This is a genomic window from Nonomuraea sp. MG754425, from assembly GCF_021699195.1.
Classification (GTDB): Bacteria; Actinomycetota; Actinomycetes; order Streptosporangiales; family Streptosporangiaceae; genus Nonomuraea.
In genome coordinates this window covers 43,234-59,892 of record NZ_SSXE01000017.1, presented here as the reverse complement: position 1 = coordinate 59,892, position 16,659 = coordinate 43,234, and the positions used below count along the sequence as shown (strand labels likewise).

Below are 16,659 nucleotides of genomic sequence, written 5' to 3'. Positions count from 1 at the left end.
CGCTCACAACAACCGCGCGGCGAGCTCCCGCCACTGACGCGAGGGCGGCTCGTCCGGGGTGGTCGTCAGCACGTGCAGGCTGACGTGATCCGCACCGGCGTCGAGATGCTCCTCGACCCGCCGGGCGACGTCCTCGGGCCCGCCGGTGGCGACGAGGGCGTCGACCAGCCGTCCGTCGAGGGATTCGGCGTCGTGGAAGCCCAGGTCGCGGAGGAGCGCGAGCCGGTTGGGCAGGGCGGCGGCGGCGGGGGCGCGGGCCAGGTCGGCCGCGCGGGCGCGGGACGCGTCCAGGACGACGAGCTGGGTGACCGCCAGCAGCGCCCGCGGCCCCAGCAGGCTTCTGGCCCGGCGGGTGTGCTCGACCGGCATGCCGAGCGGGTGGGCGCCCTGCGCGCGTCCGGCGGCGAGCTGGAGCATCTTCGGGCCGAGCGCGGCGAGCACCCTGGGCGGCGCGGGGACCGGCGGGCCGAACGGGGCGGCGTCCATGGCGTCCAGGTAGGCGCGCATGGTCGCCACCGGCGGGCCGAAGCGATGCCCGCGCACGTCGGTGACGAGGGTGGGATGGCCGACGCCGAGGCCGAGCAGGAACCGTCCGGGGAAGGCTTCGGCGAGGGTGCGCTGCGCGGCCACGGTGGTGATCGCGTCACGGGCGTAGATGCCGGCGGCGCCGGTGGCGACGACCGTCCGCCGGGTGCTCGCCAGCAGCAGGGCGGCCTGGGCCATCGCCTCCCGGCCGGTCGTCTCGGGGAACCACAGGGCCGGGAAGCCGAGGTCCTCGACGGCGGCGGCCGCCTCGCGCAGGACCGGCGCGGGGCAGCGATCCAGCTCGCCCGCCCAGATACCGACCCGTCCGAGGTCGAGTGTGTTCATCGGTCCCCCTCGGCGGCGGCCAGGAAGCCGGCGATCCGGGCCGCTCCGGTCCGGCGCAGCCAGGTGCGCAGGTCCATCAGGCCCGGGTGCAGGGCGCGGGTGAAGGCGACGTCGGCGCGGTAGCCGCGCTCGTTGAGCCAGCCGTAGGCGAACGCGAACTCCTCGCCGGCCCTGGCGATCACCTCGATCGGGATCCGGACGTAGGGCAGCGGCCGGCCGATCGCCTCGGAGATGGCCGCGGCGATCTGACGTGGGGTCAGCTCGTCCCCGGCCAGGTCGACCGCGCGGCCGATCCACTCGTCCGGACGGGCGAAGGCCAGCGCGGCGAACGCGCCGACGTCGTCCACGGCCATGATCTGCTGGGGCACGTCGGCGGCGAACGCGGTGGCCACGGCGCCGTCGTGCAGGTGGTAGGCGCCGGTGTAGTTCTCCATGAAGGAGACCGGGCGCAGGAAGGTCGCGGGCAGGCCCAGCCGGGTGATGTGCTGTTCGACCCGCCACTTGCTGACGGTGTTAAGCGGCAGCTTCTCGGTGTCGTGCCGGCCCGCGCCGGCGAGCGAGGCGTAGACCAGGTGCCGCACCCCGGCGGCGTGGGCCGCGTCGGCGACGTTGCGTCCCCAGCGGACCTCGTCCTCGGCCGAGAAGCCCGCCGGGGTGCCGGGGGAGCCGACGGTGGGCTGCACGCTGAACAGGCCGTGGGCGCCCTCGGCGGCGGCGACGAGCGAGGCGACGTCGTCCATCTCGGCGCGGACGAGTTCGGCGCCCGCCCGCGCCAGTGTCCGGGCCGGCGCGGTGTCCGGATCGCGGGTCACCGCCCGTACGTGCCGGCCGGCGGCGAGCAGGTGCGCGGTCACGGCACGGCCCTGCGTGCCGGTGGCTCCCACGACCACGATGGTCTTCACGATGTGTCTCCCGACGGTAGGCAGGCGGGGGCCATCCGAATAAGTGGGGTGGCCCTCCGGTTCTGGGTGAGTACGATATGGAGGGCCACCCCGCTTTCGCAAGCCCGCCGGAGAACGCATGCCACCAGACAGCCGTACGACCCCGTCCGCGCGACCGATGCGCGCGGACGCGCGCCGCAACTACGACCGCATCCTGGCCGCGGCGGGCGAGGCCATCGCCGAGGAGGGGGCCGAGGCGTCCCTGGAGGAGATCGCCCGGCGCGCCGACGTGGGCTCGGCCACACTGCACCGGCACTTCCCCTCCCGGCAACGACTGCTGGAGGCGGTCTTCCGCGACAAGGTCGAGGCCCTCTGCGCCACCGCCGCCGACCTGGCCGCCGCCCCCGACACCGGGGCCGCGCTGGCGACCTGGCTCGGCGCCGTCGCCAGGCACGCCGTGTCCAACCGGGGCCTGGCCACCGCCCTGATGCGCGGCGCCCACGACGGCGATCCCGCCCTGGGCGCCACCTGCCATACGATGATCATCGATGCGGGATCGGCCCTGCTGGCCCGCGCCCGCGCGGCGAACGCCGCCCGGCCCGAGGTCTCCATCACGGACCTGCTCACCCTCGTCAACGCCATCTGCCTGGCCGTCGAGCGGGAACCCGACGGCGCGGCCCAGGCCGACCGGCTGCTCAGCCTCGCGCTGACCGGCGTGCGGCCCGCGCTCGGGTGAGCGGCGACAATCTGCTGTCAACCGCGCCGTAAGGGGCACAGGCCAGGCTGTCCATCATGATGACAGGCACGTTGAGGATCAGATTCACGGGTGACGATCTCGCACGTGTCCGGATCGCGGCCGGGCCCGACCCCCTGTGGGAGATGATGATGAGCCTGTTCCGGCTGCGCGAGCACGGCCGCGGCGCCGTCGCGGACTGGCGTCGCCGGGCCCGTCGCGATCTGGCGGCGGCGGGCCTGCTGACCCGGGTCAGGACCGAGCTGATGCCCCTGGCCGCCAGCGGCGCGTACTTCCCCGACTTCCTGACCCCGTTCCAGGCCCAGGACGGTCTGGACGCCGCGACGAGCGTGCTGGCCGACACCCCGAAGATCCGGGTACGCCAGGAGATGGCCGTGCTGCGCGCCCACACCACCCTGCCCGCCGGCCTGGACGACCTGGCCCGCGGGGACGGCCGGGCGATCCGGCGGCTGAGCGAACTGGTCGACGCCTACTGCCGCACCACGTTCGCCACGCACCACCCGCACATCCAGACCGCTGTCGGCCACGCCCGCGCCGGGCTGGTCCGGCAACTGTCCACGCACGGGGTGGACGACATGCTCGCCCAGCTCCCGCCCGTCCTGTGCTGGCGTCCGCCGATCCTGACCGCCCGCTATCCGGCCGGCGACCGGGAGATCGAGCTGAAGGGCCGGGGCCTGACCCTCATCCCCTCCTACTTCTGCCAGGACACGCCCGTCGCCCTCGCCGACGACGGGCTGCCGCCGGTGCTCGTCTACCCCGTCTCACGCAGGAGGCCCCCGGCGCCGGGCTCCGGACCGCTGGCCGAGCTGCTGGGCGCCACGCGCGCCGCCGTCCTGTGCACCCTCGCCCTCTACCCGGGGTGCACCACGAGCGAGCTGGCCCGCCGGACGCCGACCTCGCTGTCCAGCGCCAGCAAGCACGCCCAGGTGCTGCGCAGGTCCGGGTTCGTCACCAGCACGCGGCAGGCCAACCTGGTGATCCACCAGCTCACCGCCCTCGGCGCCGCCGTGCTGCGGCACCACCGGACGGACGACCTCTGAGCACGGTGTTTTCCGCACACCGACAACACGGTGACCGCCGCCCCCGGACGACGATGCAATGGAGGCCGGCGAACACCTCTCGACGCGGGGGAGTGCCTTCAGGCTCGCTCGTCCCGCGTCGATGACCTGCACGAAGGAGATCGAATGCGCATCGCCAGGACCGCCGCGGCCACTCCGCACACCTCCGGACCCCGCCCGACGTCTCGGCCCGGCGCGACGGACGCCGCCTCGTGCGACTGGCTGCGCGCGCTTCGGCCCCGGAGCTGACCGGCACGCGGGAGCGAAACCCGGGCGACCAGCGGCCACTTCCACACCAAGGCGCTGCACGACACCATCGCCGAGATCGGCTCCGACCGGGTGCTGTTCTCCGTCGACTACCCCTACGAGACGATGTCGCAGGCCGCCACCTGGTTCGACGACGCTCTGCTCGCCGAGAACGACCGCGTCAAGATCGGCCGCGACAACGCCGCCCGGCTGTTCGGCCTGTGACACGACCGAGGGACGCAGGCCGCCGGTCAGCACGACTGGGGCTGCTCGGGCGTGGTCGTGCTGTGCCCGGGGCCGTCCTGCCGTCGATGTTCGTGGACGTGGAAGGCGGCGCGGCACATGAGCAGGACCAGCGCGAACGCCGGCAGCCAGGCCGGCCGGGCGGCCACCCAGGCCGGACCGTCCGGGACGGTGTGCAGGCCAGGCAGGGTCCGGCCGGTGAGCAGGCCGAGCGCGGTGACTGCGATCATGGCGGTCTGGTGCCACAGGAAGATCGTCATCGCGGAGAGGTTCGCCAGCGCCACGAACGCCCAGACGGCGGGCCGCGACAGCACCCGGCGGAGCGGGCCGAGCAGCAGCAGCGCCGCCCCGCACTGGGCGAGCCCGAAGGCGGCGGCCGCGATCGTGGGCGGGGACTGGTTCGAGATCCGGGCACCCGGGACCCCCACCATGGAGGCCGGGTAGCCGGCCCACAGCACGAGTGCGGCCGTGGCGGCGGCGCCGCCGAGCAGCAGCGCCCACCCGGTCGCACGGGTGCGCAGGCGGTCGCGGGCCCAGGAGGCGCCCAGGCAGTACGGCACCAGCCACCCCGCCGCCAGGTTGACCCAGCCGATCCAGGCGGGCCCGTCCAGGCTGAACCGGACCAGGTCGACGAGCGCGACCGTGGCCAGCGGCCATCCCGGGTGCAGCCGGGCGACCAGCGGGGTGAGCGCCGTCAAAGCGGCGAAGACCAGCAGGAACCACAGTGGCGACCACACCAGCTTGGCCAGCGCGTGCACGGTCGCGAGGTCCGCCCCGAGGGCGAGCATCATCACCGCCACCAGGGTCCAGACCGCCAGGACGACGGCGACCGGCCGGAACAGCCGGGCCATCCGCGCGCCCAGCCAGCGCCGGTAGGTGACGTTCCTGCCCCGGGCGGAGGCGTGGCTCCTGGCGGCCAGTTGCCCGCCCACCAGGAAGAACAGCGCCATGGTCTGGAAGATCCAGGTGACGGGGGCGAGCTGGGGCATGTGCCGCAGCGGGCTGGCGACGCGTACGGTCCCGCTGTCGGCGACCAGGGCGGTCACCAGCCAGTGGCCGAGCACCACGCCGCCGATGGCCAGGGCGCGCAGCGCGTCGAGGGCACGATCGCGGCCGGCGGGGGTCCCGGCCTCGACGCGCCGGAGCAGCTCAGCGACCACCGCGCGCCTCGGCGGGAAGCTGTCCGGAGACGATGCGGACGATGTTCACCAGCGACGGGGACCCGGCCGTGAAGTAGTCGCTGTGCCCGCCGTCGCCGGCCGCGAAGACGCGGGCGCCGAAGTCCGGAGCGACCGGGTCGGTGCCGAACCCGACGGTGACGAACGGCAGGCGGAACCGGACGTGCGGCACATGGGCCACCCAGTCGCCGCGTCCCCTGCCGGCCCAGACGGTCGCCGGCGTACGCATCGCGCCGACGTCGGCGGCGGTGACGCCGGGGCTGCCGATCAGCACGATGCCTTCGACGTCCAGGCCGGAGGCGGCCCGGCCGCAGACCACGCTGCCGTAGGAGTGGCACACCAGGGTGACGCGGGCAGCGGGCCTGAGCACGGTCAACTCCCGTACGAAGGCGCGCAACGCGGGCGCCGCCTCGTCGGCGCGGCCGGTGGTGAGCGCCGCCAGGCTCACCGTGCTGGGGGTCCGGTAGCCGAGCCAGGCGATGACCGCGGACCGGTCGCCGAGCGCCTGGTGCAGGCGCAGCGCGCCGCCGCGCAGGAGCCCGTACTTGTCCAGGTGGGTGTCGCCGCCGGGAACCAGCACGGCGACGCGGTCGGCCGCCGCGAGGTCGCCGAAGACCTCGACGGCACGGCCGCCGTCCCGGCCGTCGAAGGACAGCAGCCGGCGCGCGGGATCGGCCATGGCGTGCAGCATCGCGGCCCGCCATCGGTGGCCGTGCCCGGCGGCCGTCCGCTCGGCGGCCACGATGTCGCGGCGGACGGCGGCGTAGCGTGCGGCCAGGGTTTCCGGGGTCGCCGGCCGCGGCGGGGCGGTCGTGCTGGGAACGGGAGCGGGGACGGCCGCAGGACGTGCCGTCCCCGTCACCGGCACGGCCACCGCCGCGGCGAGGGAGCCGGCCAGCAGGGTGCGGCGCAGACGGGACACGTTGACGTGGATCACCCGATCGACGGTGCCGCAGGCCATGCCGGTGCCACATCGGACCGCCGTCGGCATTCACGGTGGTGCCGGTAGCCCGTGGTCGTACACCCGTGGTCCGATGCCGGGTTTCGACCGTGCCGTTACGATTCGGGCATGCACGTGACACCGCCCTTGCCGCCGCTGAAGCGGGTTCCACCTGGCACATGGACGGTCCTCGCCTGGTGGGCGGGCCTGGTGTTCACCTTCCTCATCCGCATCCGGCTCCCCGGCGAGTACGAGCCAGCCAAAACGGCCGGGCCGTTCTTCTATCAATGGAATGGAATGGCCTGGCTGGTGGTGGCCACCGTGCTGGCGCACGTCGCCGGTGTCCTGCTGCGCCGCCGGCCGCTGCCGGCGCTGGGCTTGCTGCTCGCCGCCACGGTCTTCGCGTGTGTGCCGCTGGCCGTGGCCGAGATCCCCTTGGCGCAGTTCCTGGCCGTCGATGCCGCGCTGTACTTCATCGCGGCCGGACACGCGCGCCGGACCGGGATCATCGCCCTGCTCGGCGCGCTCACCCTGCTCGCCGGCTACCTGATCACCCGCGTGTTGTTCGGCTGGCCCGCCGGCACCTCTGCCGAGCTGGCCGTGGCCATGACGGCGGTCATCGCCTGGCTGGTCGGCCACTCGGTACGCCAGGCTCGCGAGCACGCCGACACGCTGGTCGCCACGGCCACCGCCCAGGCCGTCGCCGACGAACGCCTGCGCATCTCGCGGGAACTGCACGACACGGTCGCCCACAGCATCGGCGTCATCGCCCTGCAGGCCGGCGCCGCCCGGCGGGTCATCGACACCCAGCCACGCCGGGCGCGCCAGGCGCTCGGGGACATCGAGGAGGTCGGGCGGGAGACGCTGTCCGGATTGCGGCGCATGCTCGGCGTCATGCGTCACGGCGAGCAGGGTCAGCCGCTCGATTCGGCGCCCGGCCTGTCTGACCTCGACACGCTCGTGGCGACGACGACGGACGCCGGTGTCCACGTCGAGGTGCGCCGGCTGGGCGAACGACGCCCGCTGCCGCCGGAGATCGACGTCTCGGCCTACCGCATCATCCAGGAAGCGATCACCAACGTGGTGCGTCACGCCGGCACCAGCCGGTGCCGGGTGTCGATCGAGTACCGAGACGACGAGCTGGCCGTCGAGGTCCTCGACGGCGGACGCGGCCCCCGCCACGTGCCGGAGGGCGGGTACGGCCTGGTCGGGATGCGGGAACGCGTCACCATGTTGCGGGGCAGCTTCTCCGCCGGACCTCGGCCCGAGGGCGGCTTCCGGGTCACGGCCCGCCTGCCCCTGACGGCCGAAGCGCGATGACCGTCCGCGTCGTCCTGGCCGACGACCAGCCGCTGATCCGCGCCGCCCTGCAGATGGTCATCTCCGACGCCGCCGACCTCGAACTCGTCGGAGAGGCCGCGACCGGGCTGCACGCCGTCCAACTGGCCGAGGAGCTGGACCCCGACGTCGTGGTGATGGACATCCGCATGCCCGTCATGGACGGCATCGAGGCCACCCGGCTGATCGCCCGGGGCCCCAGCCGGGCCCACGTCATCGTCCTGACCACGTTCGACGAGGACGACCACGTCTACGGCGCGCTCCGCGCGGGCGCGGCCGGATTCCTCGTCAAGGACATGGCCCTGGACGACATCCTCAGCGCCGTCCGGGTCGTGGCCGCCGGCGACGCCCTGATCGCGCCGGGCGTCACCCGGCGGCTCATCGAGGCGTTCGCCGACCGCCCCGCACCCGATCCCGCACCGCGCGAGCTGGCGGGCCTCACGGAACGCGAACGCGAGGTCCTCACCCTGATCGCGCGCGGCCTGACCAACCCGGAAATAGCCGCTGACCTGGTCATCAGCGTCGCCACCGTGAAGGCGTACGTGGGCCGGCTGCTGAGCAAGCTCGATGCGCGTGACCGGGTCCAGCTCGTCATCCTCGCCTACGAGGCGGGCCTGGTGCCGCCGTCGAAGTGAGCGAACGTCGATCAGCGGGTGGGGTCGGCGCCGGGCTTGGCGGCCCAGCCTCCGTACTCGTAGTGCGTGTACCGGCCGCCCTGGTGGCGCTCGGTGTACGGCTGCAGGAGGTGCGCGAAGCGCTCGGCGTCGTCCTGCGGCTGGTAGCCGAGCGCTCTGGCGGCCGTGTTCTGCGACCACCACGAGCGCGTGTTGCGTGAGACCCCGTAGATCACGATGTGGCCGAACCCGGCTTCGGCCGCCAGGCACGCCTGGTAGAGCCGGGCCGCGTCGGCGGGGCTGAACCAGGTGTGCAGGTGGCGCGGTTCGGACGGCCGCTCCTCGAAGGAGCCGATGCGGACCGAGACGACGTCGAGGCCGAACCGGTCGGCGTACAGGCTCGCCAGCGCTTCCCCGAACGCCTTGGCCGCGCCGTACAGGCCGTCGGGGCGGACGGCCTCCGTCCCGTCGAGGACCCGGTCCACGGGGTGGAAGCCGGTGATCCGGTTGGAACTGGCGTTGATTACCCGTGGCACCCGCTCCAGCCGGCACGCCTCGAACACGTTGTGGACGCCTTCGAGGTTCGGCCCCTCGATCGCGGCGAAACCGGTCTCGTCGGCGACGCCGCCGAGGTGGACGACCGCGTCCATGCCGCGCACAGCCGTCCTGACCTGGTCGAGGTCGGTGAGGTCGGCCTGGCGGAACTCCTCGTGGGCCGCCGTCGCGCCGACTGGGCGGATGTCCGAGAGGCGGACGTGCGCGATCCGGCGGAGCACGGTCGCGCGCAGCGACGTGCCGATGGTGCCCGCGGCTCCGGTCAGCAGAACGCGGGACGGCAGTTCGCTCACGTGCCCGGACCCTTCGCGGTGACGACCGTCATGCCTCCTCCCCACCGAGGGGGAGACCCCGCAGGTAGTTGCTGCGCGTGGCCCTGGCCGCCGCGCCCGCGTCACGGTCGAGAACGGCCTGGATGATCTCGGTGTGCTCGCGGGCGGACTGTCCGTCAGGTCCGCGGTTGTGGAAGTACAGCGAGATGACGCGGCTGGTGTGCATCTCCAGCGAGTCGACGCAGGAGGTGATGAACCGGTTGCCCGCCCTGCTCACCAGCACCCGGTGGAAGGCCAGGTCCGCCAGGCGTGCCCGGACGATGTCCGCGTCCTCGATCGCCCGCAGCAGCTCGTCGTTGTGACCGCGCATGGCGGCCACGTCGTCGTCGGTCGCGTGCGGCGCGGCGAGCTGGGCGGCCAGCGCCTGCAGCGTGCCGAGCGGCGCGATGATCGACACCAGGTCGTCGGGCTGGGCCTCGGCGACCTTGGGCCTGCGCCGCGGCGCGGCGGTCACCATGCCTTCGCGCTCCAGTTGGATGAGCGCCTCCCGGACCGGAGTCCTGCTGATGGAGATCTCCTGGGCGATCGTGGCGTCGTCGAGGATCTCCCCGGGGCGGAGGCGTCCCTCCACGAGCCCGCCGCGGAGGTACGCATACGCCACGTCCCGCGCCGAGGTGACTGAGTGCCGCAAATCCATAGACAATATATTGTATGCAGCACATCCGAACGTCAATGCGCGAGACTGACCTGCGGCATTGATCCCCCACCCCGGCAAGGAGTCGCTGTGCACCGATCCGATCCCCCGGCCGTCAGGGAGATCTCCGTGGCGGGCAAGGACGCCGGGCCCTACGGCATCGCGGCCGGGCCTGACGGTGCGCTGTGGCTCACCTTCGTGCACAGCGGCCGCATCGCGCGTCTCACCCTCGACGGCGAACTCCACGAACACCCCCTGGACTCGCCCGAGTGCCGCCCGATGGTCATCGCCCCCGGGCCCGACGGAGCGCTGTGGTTCACCCGGTCCCAGGATCATCGGATCGGCCGCATCACCACCGACGGTGCAACGGAGTCCTTCCCCACACCCACGCCCGGCAGCGGGCCCTTCGGGATCACCGCCGGTCCGGACGGCGCGATGTGGTTCACGGAGATGAACACCGACCGGATCGGCCGCATCACCGGCACGGGCGAGATCACCGAGTTCGTCCTTCCCGGCACGGGCGCCTTTCCCGCGGCCATCACCGCGGGCCCTGACGGGGCCCTGTGGTTCGCCCTCAACCAGGCGAACGCGATCGGCCGCATCACCGTCCACGGAGACGTCGACATCCACCCGCTTCCCACCCCCGGCGCCGCACCCGTGGGCATCACCAGCGACGGCGCCGCCCTGTGGTTCGTCGAGATCGCGGCGGGGCAGATCGGCAGGATCTCGGTGGACGGCGCGATCAAGGAGTTCCCGCTCCCCGACCGCGCGGCCAGACCGCACGCCATCGTCGCGGCCTCCACCGGCGACTGCTGGTTCACCGAATGGGGAGCCGGCAGCATCGGCCGCATCACCGACAGCGGCGCGATCGCCGAGTACCGCCTGCCGTCACCGTCGTCCGAGCCGCACGGCATCACCCTGGGCCCCGACGGCGCTGTGTGGGTGGCCCTGGAGACAGGAGGGGTCGCGCGGCTGGAACGCCCAGGTCAGGCCCTGGACGCCGATGGCGGGTGAGGACGTGCGGCAGATGTGGGCGCAGCGCGCTCCAAATTTGCAATGGACTTAAAAATTGCAATGCAGTTAGACTTCGGGCATGACCGAAGGGCTGCGGGAACGCAAGAAGCGGCAGACGCGCCGGCACATCTGCGAGGTGGCCACCGGCCTGTTCGTGCAGCGAGGTTTCGAGCAGGTCACGATCGCCGAGGTCGCCGCGGCGGCGGACGTGTCGGTGAACACCGTCTACAACTACTTCCAGGCCAAGGAGGATCTCGTCCTGCCGCCGGAGCAGGCGTCCCCGCAGCGGCTTGCCGACATCGTGCGGCGGCGCGGCGCCGGCGAGTCCGCCGCTCGGGCCGTACTGGCCCAGCTACGCGATGAGGTGCACCGCCGCGACCGCATGCTGGGGCTGACCGAGGGGTTCGGCCGGGTCTACCGGATGATGCGGGCCGCCCCCACGCTGACCGCCCGGCTGGAGGAACTCGGAGCGCAGATGACCGGCGCGCTCGCCGCCGTACTGGCCGAGGAGACCGGCGCCGGGCCGGACGACCCACTGCCCCGCGTGGCAGCCGCCCAGCTCGGCGCCGTCCACGCCCTGGTCTTCGCGGAGATCGGCAGGCATGTCGCGGCGGGAGAGGGCCCGGACTCGATCGCCGAGGCGCTGCTGGATCTTCTCGACGTCACCGAGGATCTGCTCGGTGAACGCTTGCTCGCCTATGCCGTACGAAAGGACTGATGGTGTTCAGGGTGACGATTCGCGGCACGTTCGACGGACTGAGTGACACCGGCCCGGTCACCGGAGCCGATGCCTTCCAGGCCGCCTTCACCGAGGCCGGCACCTTCACCGGCGACCGGAGTCATTCGGCGTTCACCTTCCGCTGCCAGGTGCCGGCAGCCCCGGACGACGGCGAACAAGAAGCCACCCAGCGGGCCATCGCGGCACTGGACGCGCACGGGCACCCCTACCGGATCCTCCGCGTCGCGGTCACGGACATGCGAGACGTCAGGATTCGCCGGAAGCGGCAGCAGCGGTAAGCCGCCCGGCCATGCCCGGGTCGCCACCCGCGATCAACGTCTGGACCGGCGGCGTCCGTGTGCTCAGCCGAAGGTGATGACCGAGCGTTGGCCGGCGTGCCCCTCGGCCATGGCGTCGAGTGCCGTGTTGGCGTCGCGCAGGCCGATCGGGGTGAACTCGGGCAGGATGCCGTGCGCCGCGGAGAACGCCAGGGCGTCGCGTGTGTCGTGCGGCGAGCCGGACGGGTTGAACATGGCGCGCAGCCGGTTCAGCACCATCGGCTGGGTGGGCAGGGTCAGCGGCTCGGGGCCGTACCCGACCAGCACGAGCGTGCCGTCGGGCGCCAGGCCGGTGATCGTCGCCGCGGCGGCCGTGGTGGACGGGGTGGTGTTGAGGATCACGTTCGCCCCGCCGTGCCAGGACGTGAGCGCCTCGGCCGGGTCGGTGTCCTGGGTGGCGATGAAACGTTCGGCGCCCAGTTCCCTCGCCGCCGCCTCGCCCCGGTTCGACCGGCTGATGACGGCCACCCGGGCTCCCATGGCCACGGCGTAACGGACCGCCAGCGCGCCGACCCCGCCGGTGCCGATGACCGCGACGCGCGAGGTCGGGGTGATCCCGCCCTGCCGCAGGCCGTTGAAGGCGGTCACGCCCGCGCACATCAGCGGGGCCGCCGCGACCGGGTCGAGGCCGTCCGGCAGCGGGGTGACGAAGTCGGCCTTGAGGACGGCGTACTCGGCGTAACCGCCGTCCATGACGATGCCCGTGATGCGCTTGGCGGGGCAGAGGATCTGGTCGCCGCGCACGCAGTAGTCGCAGTGGCGGCAGGAGTCGCCGAGGAACTGGGCGCCGACGGCCGTGCCGATCTCCGGCCAGGACACGCCCGGCCCGGCGGCGGCCACCACTCCGGTGATCTCGTGACCGGGCACGACCGGGAAGCGGGCGATCGGCCAGTGGCCCTGGAGCAGGTCCAGGTCGGTGTAGCAGACTCCGCACGCGGTCATCTTGACGAGGACCTCGCCCGGTCCGGGTTCGGGCACCTCGCGTTCGGTGAACGCGAGCGGCTCGCCGACCGCGGTGGCGATGGCGGTAAGCATGGGCGGGCCTCACAATCCGGTGAGAAGCAGATTCGTCGGACGGCACTATGAAGAGATCATTCACCGGTTGCCGTACCTGTCGGGGCAAGGCCGCCCTGGCGTGTCGCCCGGGTTGCCCCTGACGCGGGGTCTCGCCCGACCAGCCGGCCGCCTGCCGGTGGTCGTGCACGGCCCGACCACGCGCCCGGCGGTCGGCGAGAGGACCGGCGGCGTCATCGGCCGACCAGGACAGGACCGGGAGCCTGTCACCGCAGTTGGTTGAATGCCTGGTCGGCATCGGCCACGGCCTCGGGGTGGACGTCGCGAGCGGTTCGACCGTCGGCGATCTTCTGCCAGTTGGCCCGGGCGAGCACCCGTTGGACCGCGAGCACCTGGGCGGCTCGCACGCGTGCCTGGACGCCTTCGCCGAGGGCGTCCGCCAGCGCCTCCTCGTCCTCGAGCTGGTACCGCGTGAGCCTTCCGGCCAGGCCGGGTGTGGTGAACACCAGCCGATGGAAGGCCACCACCTCGGGATGGTCGTTGAGGCCGGTGACGGGGTCGTACCGATCGAGGCCGGCCCGGAAGTGCCGGTGCAGCGCCGTCACCGGTTTGAGGCCGGATCCGCGGTCACGTACGACGCGTGCGGCCTCGCCCTGGTGGTCCGCGAATCGGTGCAGCACCAGGTCTTCCTTGGTGGGGAAGTACCGGAAGAGGGTCGGCTTGGAGATCTCGACCGCCGCGGCGATGTCGTTGACCGAGACGTGGTCGTAGCCGCGCTCCAGGAACAGCGAGACGGCCGCGTCGGCGATGGCGTTGCGCGTCCGCGCCTTCTTGCGGGCACGCAGTCCCGTCGGCTCGCTCATCCGGCCATTGTAGTATTCATAACCGAGTTGCTTTTTTAACCGAGTAACGTTTTCATCGGCGGCATGAATCACACACACCTTGCTCCCGTGCTCGTCACCGGGGCGACCGGCCGGATCGGCCGTGTCGTCATCGACCGACTCCTCGACGCGGGCGTGCCGGTCCGCGCCCTCACCCATCGCTCCGAGGCGGCGGCGACGCTGCCGACGAACGTCAAGGTCTTCACCGGCGACCTCACCGTCCCCGAGTCGCTGGACCCGGCATTGACGGGTGCCGGTGCGGTCTTCCTCGTCTGGACCGCCCCGCCTCAGACCGCCGCGGCAGTCTTCGAGCGGCTCGCGGCCCACGTGCGGCGGATCGTCTTCCTTTCCTCCCCGCACCAGACGCCGCACCCCCTCTTCCAACAGCCCAATCCCATGGCGGCGCTGCACGCCGACATCGAGCGGTTCATCGCGGCCACCGGAGTCGAGTCGACGATCATCCGGCCGGGGATGCTCGCGTCGAACTCGCCGGCCTGGTGGGCGTCCGCGATCCGGGCCGGCGAGGTCGTCCGGTGGCCTTACGGCGCCGCCGAGACGGCGCCGGTCGACGACCGCGACGTCGCAGCCGTCGCGGCGTGGACGCTCCATCAGGACGGATACGTCGGAGGCGACTACGTCCTGACGGGCCCCGAATCGCTGACCCAGGCCGCGCAGGTGGGCGTCATCGGTGACGTCCTGGGGCGCCGGATCGCATTCGAGGAGATGACACCGGACGAGTTCCGGAGCCTGTCGGAGGGCACGGCGCCCAGTTCGGTCGTCGACATGCTGCTCGCCGCGTGGAGCGCGGCGGTCGGACAGCCCGCGTACGTCACCACTGCGGTGGCCGACATCCTCGGGACGGCGCCGCGAACGTTTCGCCAGTGGGTCGCCGACCACGCCACCGCGTTCACGGGGGATCGGTGATCTCGTCGATCCGCCGCCCTTGGCCCGCCGTCTCCGAAGCACCTGGAGCACGCCTCGAACAGCACTGACCTCGGAGACAGCGACCTTCGCGCCGGCCCGCACCGGCGCCTGGTGATTGCGTCTGGGCCGGCGATCGCGGCCCGGTCACCGTGGTGCCAGCCAGTCGGCGATGCCGGTGACCACGGCCGCGTCGACGTGCTGGGGCTTGTCGTAGTCCGCGGGCGTGGACGGGCCTGAGCCGGGGAAGAACAGGTGGTCGTCGGCGTCGAAGACGCGGATGGTGACGTCCGTGCGGTGGGCGAGGCCCGCCTGCCAGCCCGTGAGGTCGTCGGCGACGGTCACCTGGTAGTCGCGGCCGCCCTGCAGGATGAGCATCGGTTTGTCCAGCGCGGCCGCGGTCGCGACCGGGTCGTAGCCGCGCAGGTCCAGCCAGTACGCTCCCGAAAAGCCGAACGGAAGGTCCGCGGCGGGTGTTTCGGCCGAGAGCTGCGGGCTGTCGACACGCGCGGCCTGCCGTGTGATCGCCTCGACCGCGGCCTGCGCACCGGGATGGAGCGAGGCGAGATGGCGGACGACGCGGACGGCGGCCCGGTGCATGGGCTGAGTGTCACCCGCCAGGATCACCAGCCCGGCCACGGACGGTTCGGCGGCGGCGACCCTTGGGGCCACCTTGCCGCCCATGCTGTGGCCCGCGACGAACACCCGCGCCGCGTCGACGGCCGGGTGGTGCTGGAGCAGGCGGATGGCCGCGACGGCGTGCGGGACGTACTCATCGCTCATCGTGAAGTTCGGGATCGCCGCCACCCGGGCGGCGTGGGTGTGGGTCACCTTGTCGAAGCGCAGCACTGCCACGCCGCGGTCGGCCAGCCCCCAGGCCAGGTCCTTGAGGGGCTTGTTGGGACCGCTGGTGGCGTCCCGGTCGACCGGCCCGCCGCCGCTGAGCAACACCACCGCGGGCCACGGGCCGTGCCCGCGCGGCACGCCCAACGTGCCGGGTACGGCCAGCGCGCCGGAGCCCACGGTGACCTCGTGCTCGTCGAATCTCTTGCGGCGGGCGTACGACGGCGGCGTCCACGGCTCGCTGAGCGGAGGTGCGAGCCGCAGGTCCTGCAGCAGGCCGGTCTCGTCGACCACCATGACCACCGTCAGCCCGCCACGTTCGTACGTCACCGGGACGCTCACCCTGACCAGCTCGGCCGTCCCCGATGCGGTCACCGGGCTCCCGGGGGCCGGTTCGCTGATCGGCGTCCCGACCGCGGAGATCGCCCCGATCCTGGCAAGCTGACTCTCCCAGGCGACCTGCAGCGTCTCAGCGGAGACCGCCGCCCGCAGCGCCGGGGCGAACGATGCCTCAATGTCCGCGAAGCGGCCACCCCGCGCCAACTCGACGACCGCCGCCGCGATCGCCACCGGATCCGTTCCCATGGTCATTCCGACACGCAACCTTTCCACTGGTTTGCGAACGGTAGCACAGCATGAGAATGTTGCATCGTGGACACTCTGGAGCTACTGGCGCATCCGGTGCGGTTGCGGATCGTGCACGCGATGCGCGGAGAGCGGGAACTCACCACCGGCCAGCTATGCGCACGGCTCCCCGACACCTCGAAGGCCATGGTCTATCGGCACGTCGATCTGCTCGCGGCCGGCGGCGTCCTGGAAGTGGCGGGCGAAAGGCGGGTGCGCGGCGCGGTGGAGCGCCGTTACCGGCTACGCCGCGACCGAGCCGTCCTCGACGCCGATGCACTCACGGCCATGTCGCCCGACGACCACCGGCGCGCCTTCGCCACCGCGATGGCCGTCCTGGTCGCTGAATTCAACGCCTACCTCGACCGTGAGGGTGCCGACCCGGTGGCGGACCTCGTCGGCTACCAGCAGCACGCCCTCTGGCTCACCCGCGGCGAGTTGGAAACGATGATCAGCGAGTTCCGTCGCGTGATCCTGCCCCTGTTGACCAACCAGCCGACGCCGGACCGCACACAGCACCTGCTCAGCCCGCTCTTCTTCCCGGTCGAACAGCCACCCACCGACCCCGGATCGGGCCCGGACTGACGTTCCCGGACAAGCCGGCCGGGCACGGCAACCCGCACGGAACCGGCCTGACAGCCAGGTCGCGCAGCAAGGTGCGGC

The 16,659-nt window shown here is 72.7% G+C and carries 18 protein-coding genes and 1 pseudogene; 10 read left to right on the top strand and 9 right to left on the bottom strand.

Features of this window, described 5'->3' with window-relative positions:
* Window positions 1–3 precede the first annotated feature (3 nt).
* Together FAF44_RS08390 and FAF44_RS08385 are read right to left on the bottom strand one after the other, a co-directional pair.
* On the bottom strand, window positions 4–870 hold the full coding sequence (locus FAF44_RS08390) for a TIGR03620 family F420-dependent LLM class oxidoreductase (RefSeq protein ID WP_237102465.1): 867 nt from the start codon (window positions 868–870) through the stop codon (window positions 4–6).
* Window positions 867–1,772, bottom strand: coding sequence for an NmrA/HSCARG family protein (locus FAF44_RS08385; protein WP_237102464.1), 906 nt, complete (start codon window positions 1,770–1,772; stop codon window positions 867–869). The genes FAF44_RS08390 and FAF44_RS08385 overlap by 4 nt, the downstream gene beginning before the upstream one ends.
* A 118-nt stretch (window positions 1,773–1,890) precedes the next feature.
* On the opposite strand from FAF44_RS08385, the gene FAF44_RS08380 reads away from it, so the two are divergent.
* From FAF44_RS08380 to FAF44_RS08370, 3 genes and pseudogenes are all read left to right on the top strand, one after another.
* The gene (locus FAF44_RS08380) at window positions 1,891–2,487 is read left to right on the top strand and encodes a TetR/AcrR family transcriptional regulator (RefSeq protein WP_237102463.1); all 597 of its coding nucleotides are present in this window, start codon (window positions 1,891–1,893) and stop codon (window positions 2,485–2,487) included.
* A gap of 71 nt (window positions 2,488–2,558) precedes the next feature.
* Window positions 2,559–3,545 (top strand): helix-turn-helix transcriptional regulator, encoded by a 987-nt coding sequence (locus FAF44_RS08375; RefSeq protein ID WP_237102462.1) that lies wholly within the window; start codon window positions 2,559–2,561, stop codon window positions 3,543–3,545.
* 303 nt (window positions 3,546–3,848) lie between these two features.
* Window positions 3,849–4,034: pseudogene (locus tag FAF44_RS08370) on the top strand (amidohydrolase family protein); the annotation flags it as partial.
* A gap of 26 nt (window positions 4,035–4,060) precedes the next feature.
* Here the strand turns inward: FAF44_RS08370 and FAF44_RS08365 are convergent.
* Both FAF44_RS08365 and FAF44_RS08360 read right to left on the bottom strand, forming a co-directional pair.
* On the bottom strand, window positions 4,061–5,212 hold the full coding sequence (locus tag FAF44_RS08365; RefSeq protein WP_237102461.1) for an acyltransferase: 1,152 nt from the start codon (window positions 5,210–5,212) through the stop codon (window positions 4,061–4,063).
* Window positions 5,202–6,191, bottom strand: a complete 990-nt coding sequence (locus tag FAF44_RS08360; protein ID WP_237102460.1) for an alpha/beta hydrolase — start codon at window positions 6,189–6,191, stop codon at window positions 5,202–5,204. Before FAF44_RS08360 ends, FAF44_RS08365 begins: the two co-directional genes overlap by 11 nt.
* Window positions 6,192–6,299: 108 nt before the next feature.
* Between FAF44_RS08360 and FAF44_RS08355 the strand changes: the two genes are divergently transcribed.
* Both FAF44_RS08355 and FAF44_RS08350 read left to right on the top strand, forming a co-directional pair.
* Entirely contained in the window at window positions 6,300–7,490 is a 1,191-nt protein-coding gene (locus FAF44_RS08355; protein ID WP_237102459.1) for a sensor histidine kinase, read from the top strand.
* Complete coding sequence (locus FAF44_RS08350) at window positions 7,487–8,143, top strand: response regulator transcription factor (protein WP_237102458.1); 657 nt, start codon at window positions 7,487–7,489, stop codon at window positions 8,141–8,143. Before FAF44_RS08355 ends, FAF44_RS08350 begins: the two co-directional genes overlap by 4 nt.
* An 11-nt stretch (window positions 8,144–8,154) precedes the next feature.
* Here the strand turns inward: FAF44_RS08350 and FAF44_RS08345 are convergent, their stop codons facing one another.
* Together FAF44_RS08345 and FAF44_RS08340 are read right to left on the bottom strand one after the other, a co-directional pair.
* A complete protein-coding gene (locus tag FAF44_RS08345) occupies window positions 8,155–8,970 on the bottom strand; it encodes an NAD(P)-dependent oxidoreductase (RefSeq protein ID WP_237102457.1) in 816 nt (271 codons plus the stop codon).
* A gap of 28 nt (window positions 8,971–8,998) precedes the next feature.
* Window positions 8,999–9,640 carry a GntR family transcriptional regulator gene (locus tag FAF44_RS08340; protein ID WP_237102456.1) on the bottom strand — a complete coding sequence of 214 codons (642 nt, stop codon included), beginning with the start codon at window positions 9,638–9,640 and terminating at the stop codon, window positions 8,999–9,001.
* A 93-nt stretch (window positions 9,641–9,733) separates the two neighbouring features.
* Between FAF44_RS08340 and FAF44_RS08335 the strand changes: the two genes are divergently transcribed.
* From FAF44_RS08335 to FAF44_RS08325, 3 genes are all read left to right on the top strand, one after another.
* Window positions 9,734–10,657, top strand: coding sequence for a virginiamycin B lyase (locus FAF44_RS08335; RefSeq protein ID WP_237102455.1), 924 nt, complete (start codon window positions 9,734–9,736; stop codon window positions 10,655–10,657).
* Between the two features lie 79 nt (window positions 10,658–10,736).
* A complete protein-coding gene (locus FAF44_RS08330; protein WP_237102454.1) occupies window positions 10,737–11,375 on the top strand; it encodes a TetR/AcrR family transcriptional regulator in 639 nt (212 codons plus the stop codon).
* A gap of 11 nt (window positions 11,376–11,386) precedes the next feature.
* Entirely contained in the window at window positions 11,387–11,674 is a 288-nt protein-coding gene (locus tag FAF44_RS08325; protein ID WP_237102453.1) for a DUF6204 family protein, read from the top strand.
* 63 nt (window positions 11,675–11,737) lie between these two features.
* Here the strand turns inward: FAF44_RS08325 and FAF44_RS08320 are convergent, their stop codons facing one another.
* Together FAF44_RS08320 and FAF44_RS08315 are read right to left on the bottom strand one after the other, a co-directional pair.
* Window positions 11,738–12,748: an alcohol dehydrogenase catalytic domain-containing protein gene (locus FAF44_RS08320; protein ID WP_237102452.1), complete on the bottom strand. Its 1,011-nt coding sequence runs from the start codon at window positions 12,746–12,748 to the stop codon at window positions 11,738–11,740.
* A 245-nt stretch (window positions 12,749–12,993) separates the two neighbouring features.
* Window positions 12,994–13,590: a TetR/AcrR family transcriptional regulator gene (locus tag FAF44_RS08315; RefSeq protein ID WP_237102451.1), complete on the bottom strand. Its 597-nt coding sequence runs from the start codon at window positions 13,588–13,590 to the stop codon at window positions 12,994–12,996.
* 63 nt (window positions 13,591–13,653) lie between these two features.
* On the opposite strand from FAF44_RS08315, the gene FAF44_RS08310 reads away from it, so the two are divergent.
* The gene (locus FAF44_RS08310) at window positions 13,654–14,532 is read left to right on the top strand and encodes an SDR family oxidoreductase (protein WP_237102450.1); all 879 of its coding nucleotides are present in this window, start codon (window positions 13,654–13,656) and stop codon (window positions 14,530–14,532) included.
* 144 nt (window positions 14,533–14,676) lie between these two features.
* On the opposite strand, the gene FAF44_RS08305 is transcribed toward FAF44_RS08310, so the two are convergent.
* Window positions 14,677–15,963 (bottom strand): alpha/beta hydrolase, encoded by a 1,287-nt coding sequence (locus FAF44_RS08305; protein ID WP_237102449.1) that lies wholly within the window; start codon window positions 15,961–15,963, stop codon window positions 14,677–14,679.
* Window positions 15,964–16,023: 60 nt separating this feature from the next.
* Between FAF44_RS08305 and FAF44_RS08300 the strand changes: the two genes are divergently transcribed.
* Window positions 16,024–16,581, top strand: coding sequence for a helix-turn-helix domain-containing protein (locus tag FAF44_RS08300; RefSeq protein ID WP_237102448.1), 558 nt, complete (start codon window positions 16,024–16,026; stop codon window positions 16,579–16,581).
* Window positions 16,582–16,659: the final 78 nt, after the last annotated feature.

Excerpts from the sequence above, each read along its gene's own strand:
- FAF44_RS08390 (WP_237102465.1), bottom strand. The coding sequence starts at position 870 with ATGAACACACTCGACCTCGGACGGGTCGGTATCTGGGCGGGCGAGCTG.
- FAF44_RS08380 (WP_237102463.1), top strand. The coding sequence starts at position 1,891 with ATGCCACCAGACAGCCGTACGACCCCGTCCGCGCGACCGATGCGCGCG.
- FAF44_RS08360 (WP_237102460.1), bottom strand. The coding sequence starts at position 6,191 with ATGGCCTGCGGCACCGTCGATCGGGTGATCCACGTCAACGTGTCCCGT.
- FAF44_RS08355 (WP_237102459.1), top strand. The coding sequence starts at position 6,300 with ATGCACGTGACACCGCCCTTGCCGCCGCTGAAGCGGGTTCCACCTGGC.
- FAF44_RS08350 (WP_237102458.1), top strand. The coding sequence starts at position 7,487 with ATGACCGTCCGCGTCGTCCTGGCCGACGACCAGCCGCTGATCCGCGCC.
- FAF44_RS08330 (WP_237102454.1), top strand. The coding sequence starts at position 10,737 with ATGACCGAAGGGCTGCGGGAACGCAAGAAGCGGCAGACGCGCCGGCAC.
- FAF44_RS08320 (WP_237102452.1), bottom strand. The coding sequence starts at position 12,748 with ATGCTTACCGCCATCGCCACCGCGGTCGGCGAGCCGCTCGCGTTCACC.
- FAF44_RS08315 (WP_237102451.1), bottom strand. The coding sequence starts at position 13,590 with ATGAGCGAGCCGACGGGACTGCGTGCCCGCAAGAAGGCGCGGACGCGC.
- FAF44_RS08310 (WP_237102450.1), top strand. The coding sequence starts at position 13,654 with ATGAATCACACACACCTTGCTCCCGTGCTCGTCACCGGGGCGACCGGC.
- FAF44_RS08305 (WP_237102449.1), bottom strand. The coding sequence starts at position 15,963 with ATGACCATGGGAACGGATCCGGTGGCGATCGCGGCGGCGGTCGTCGAG.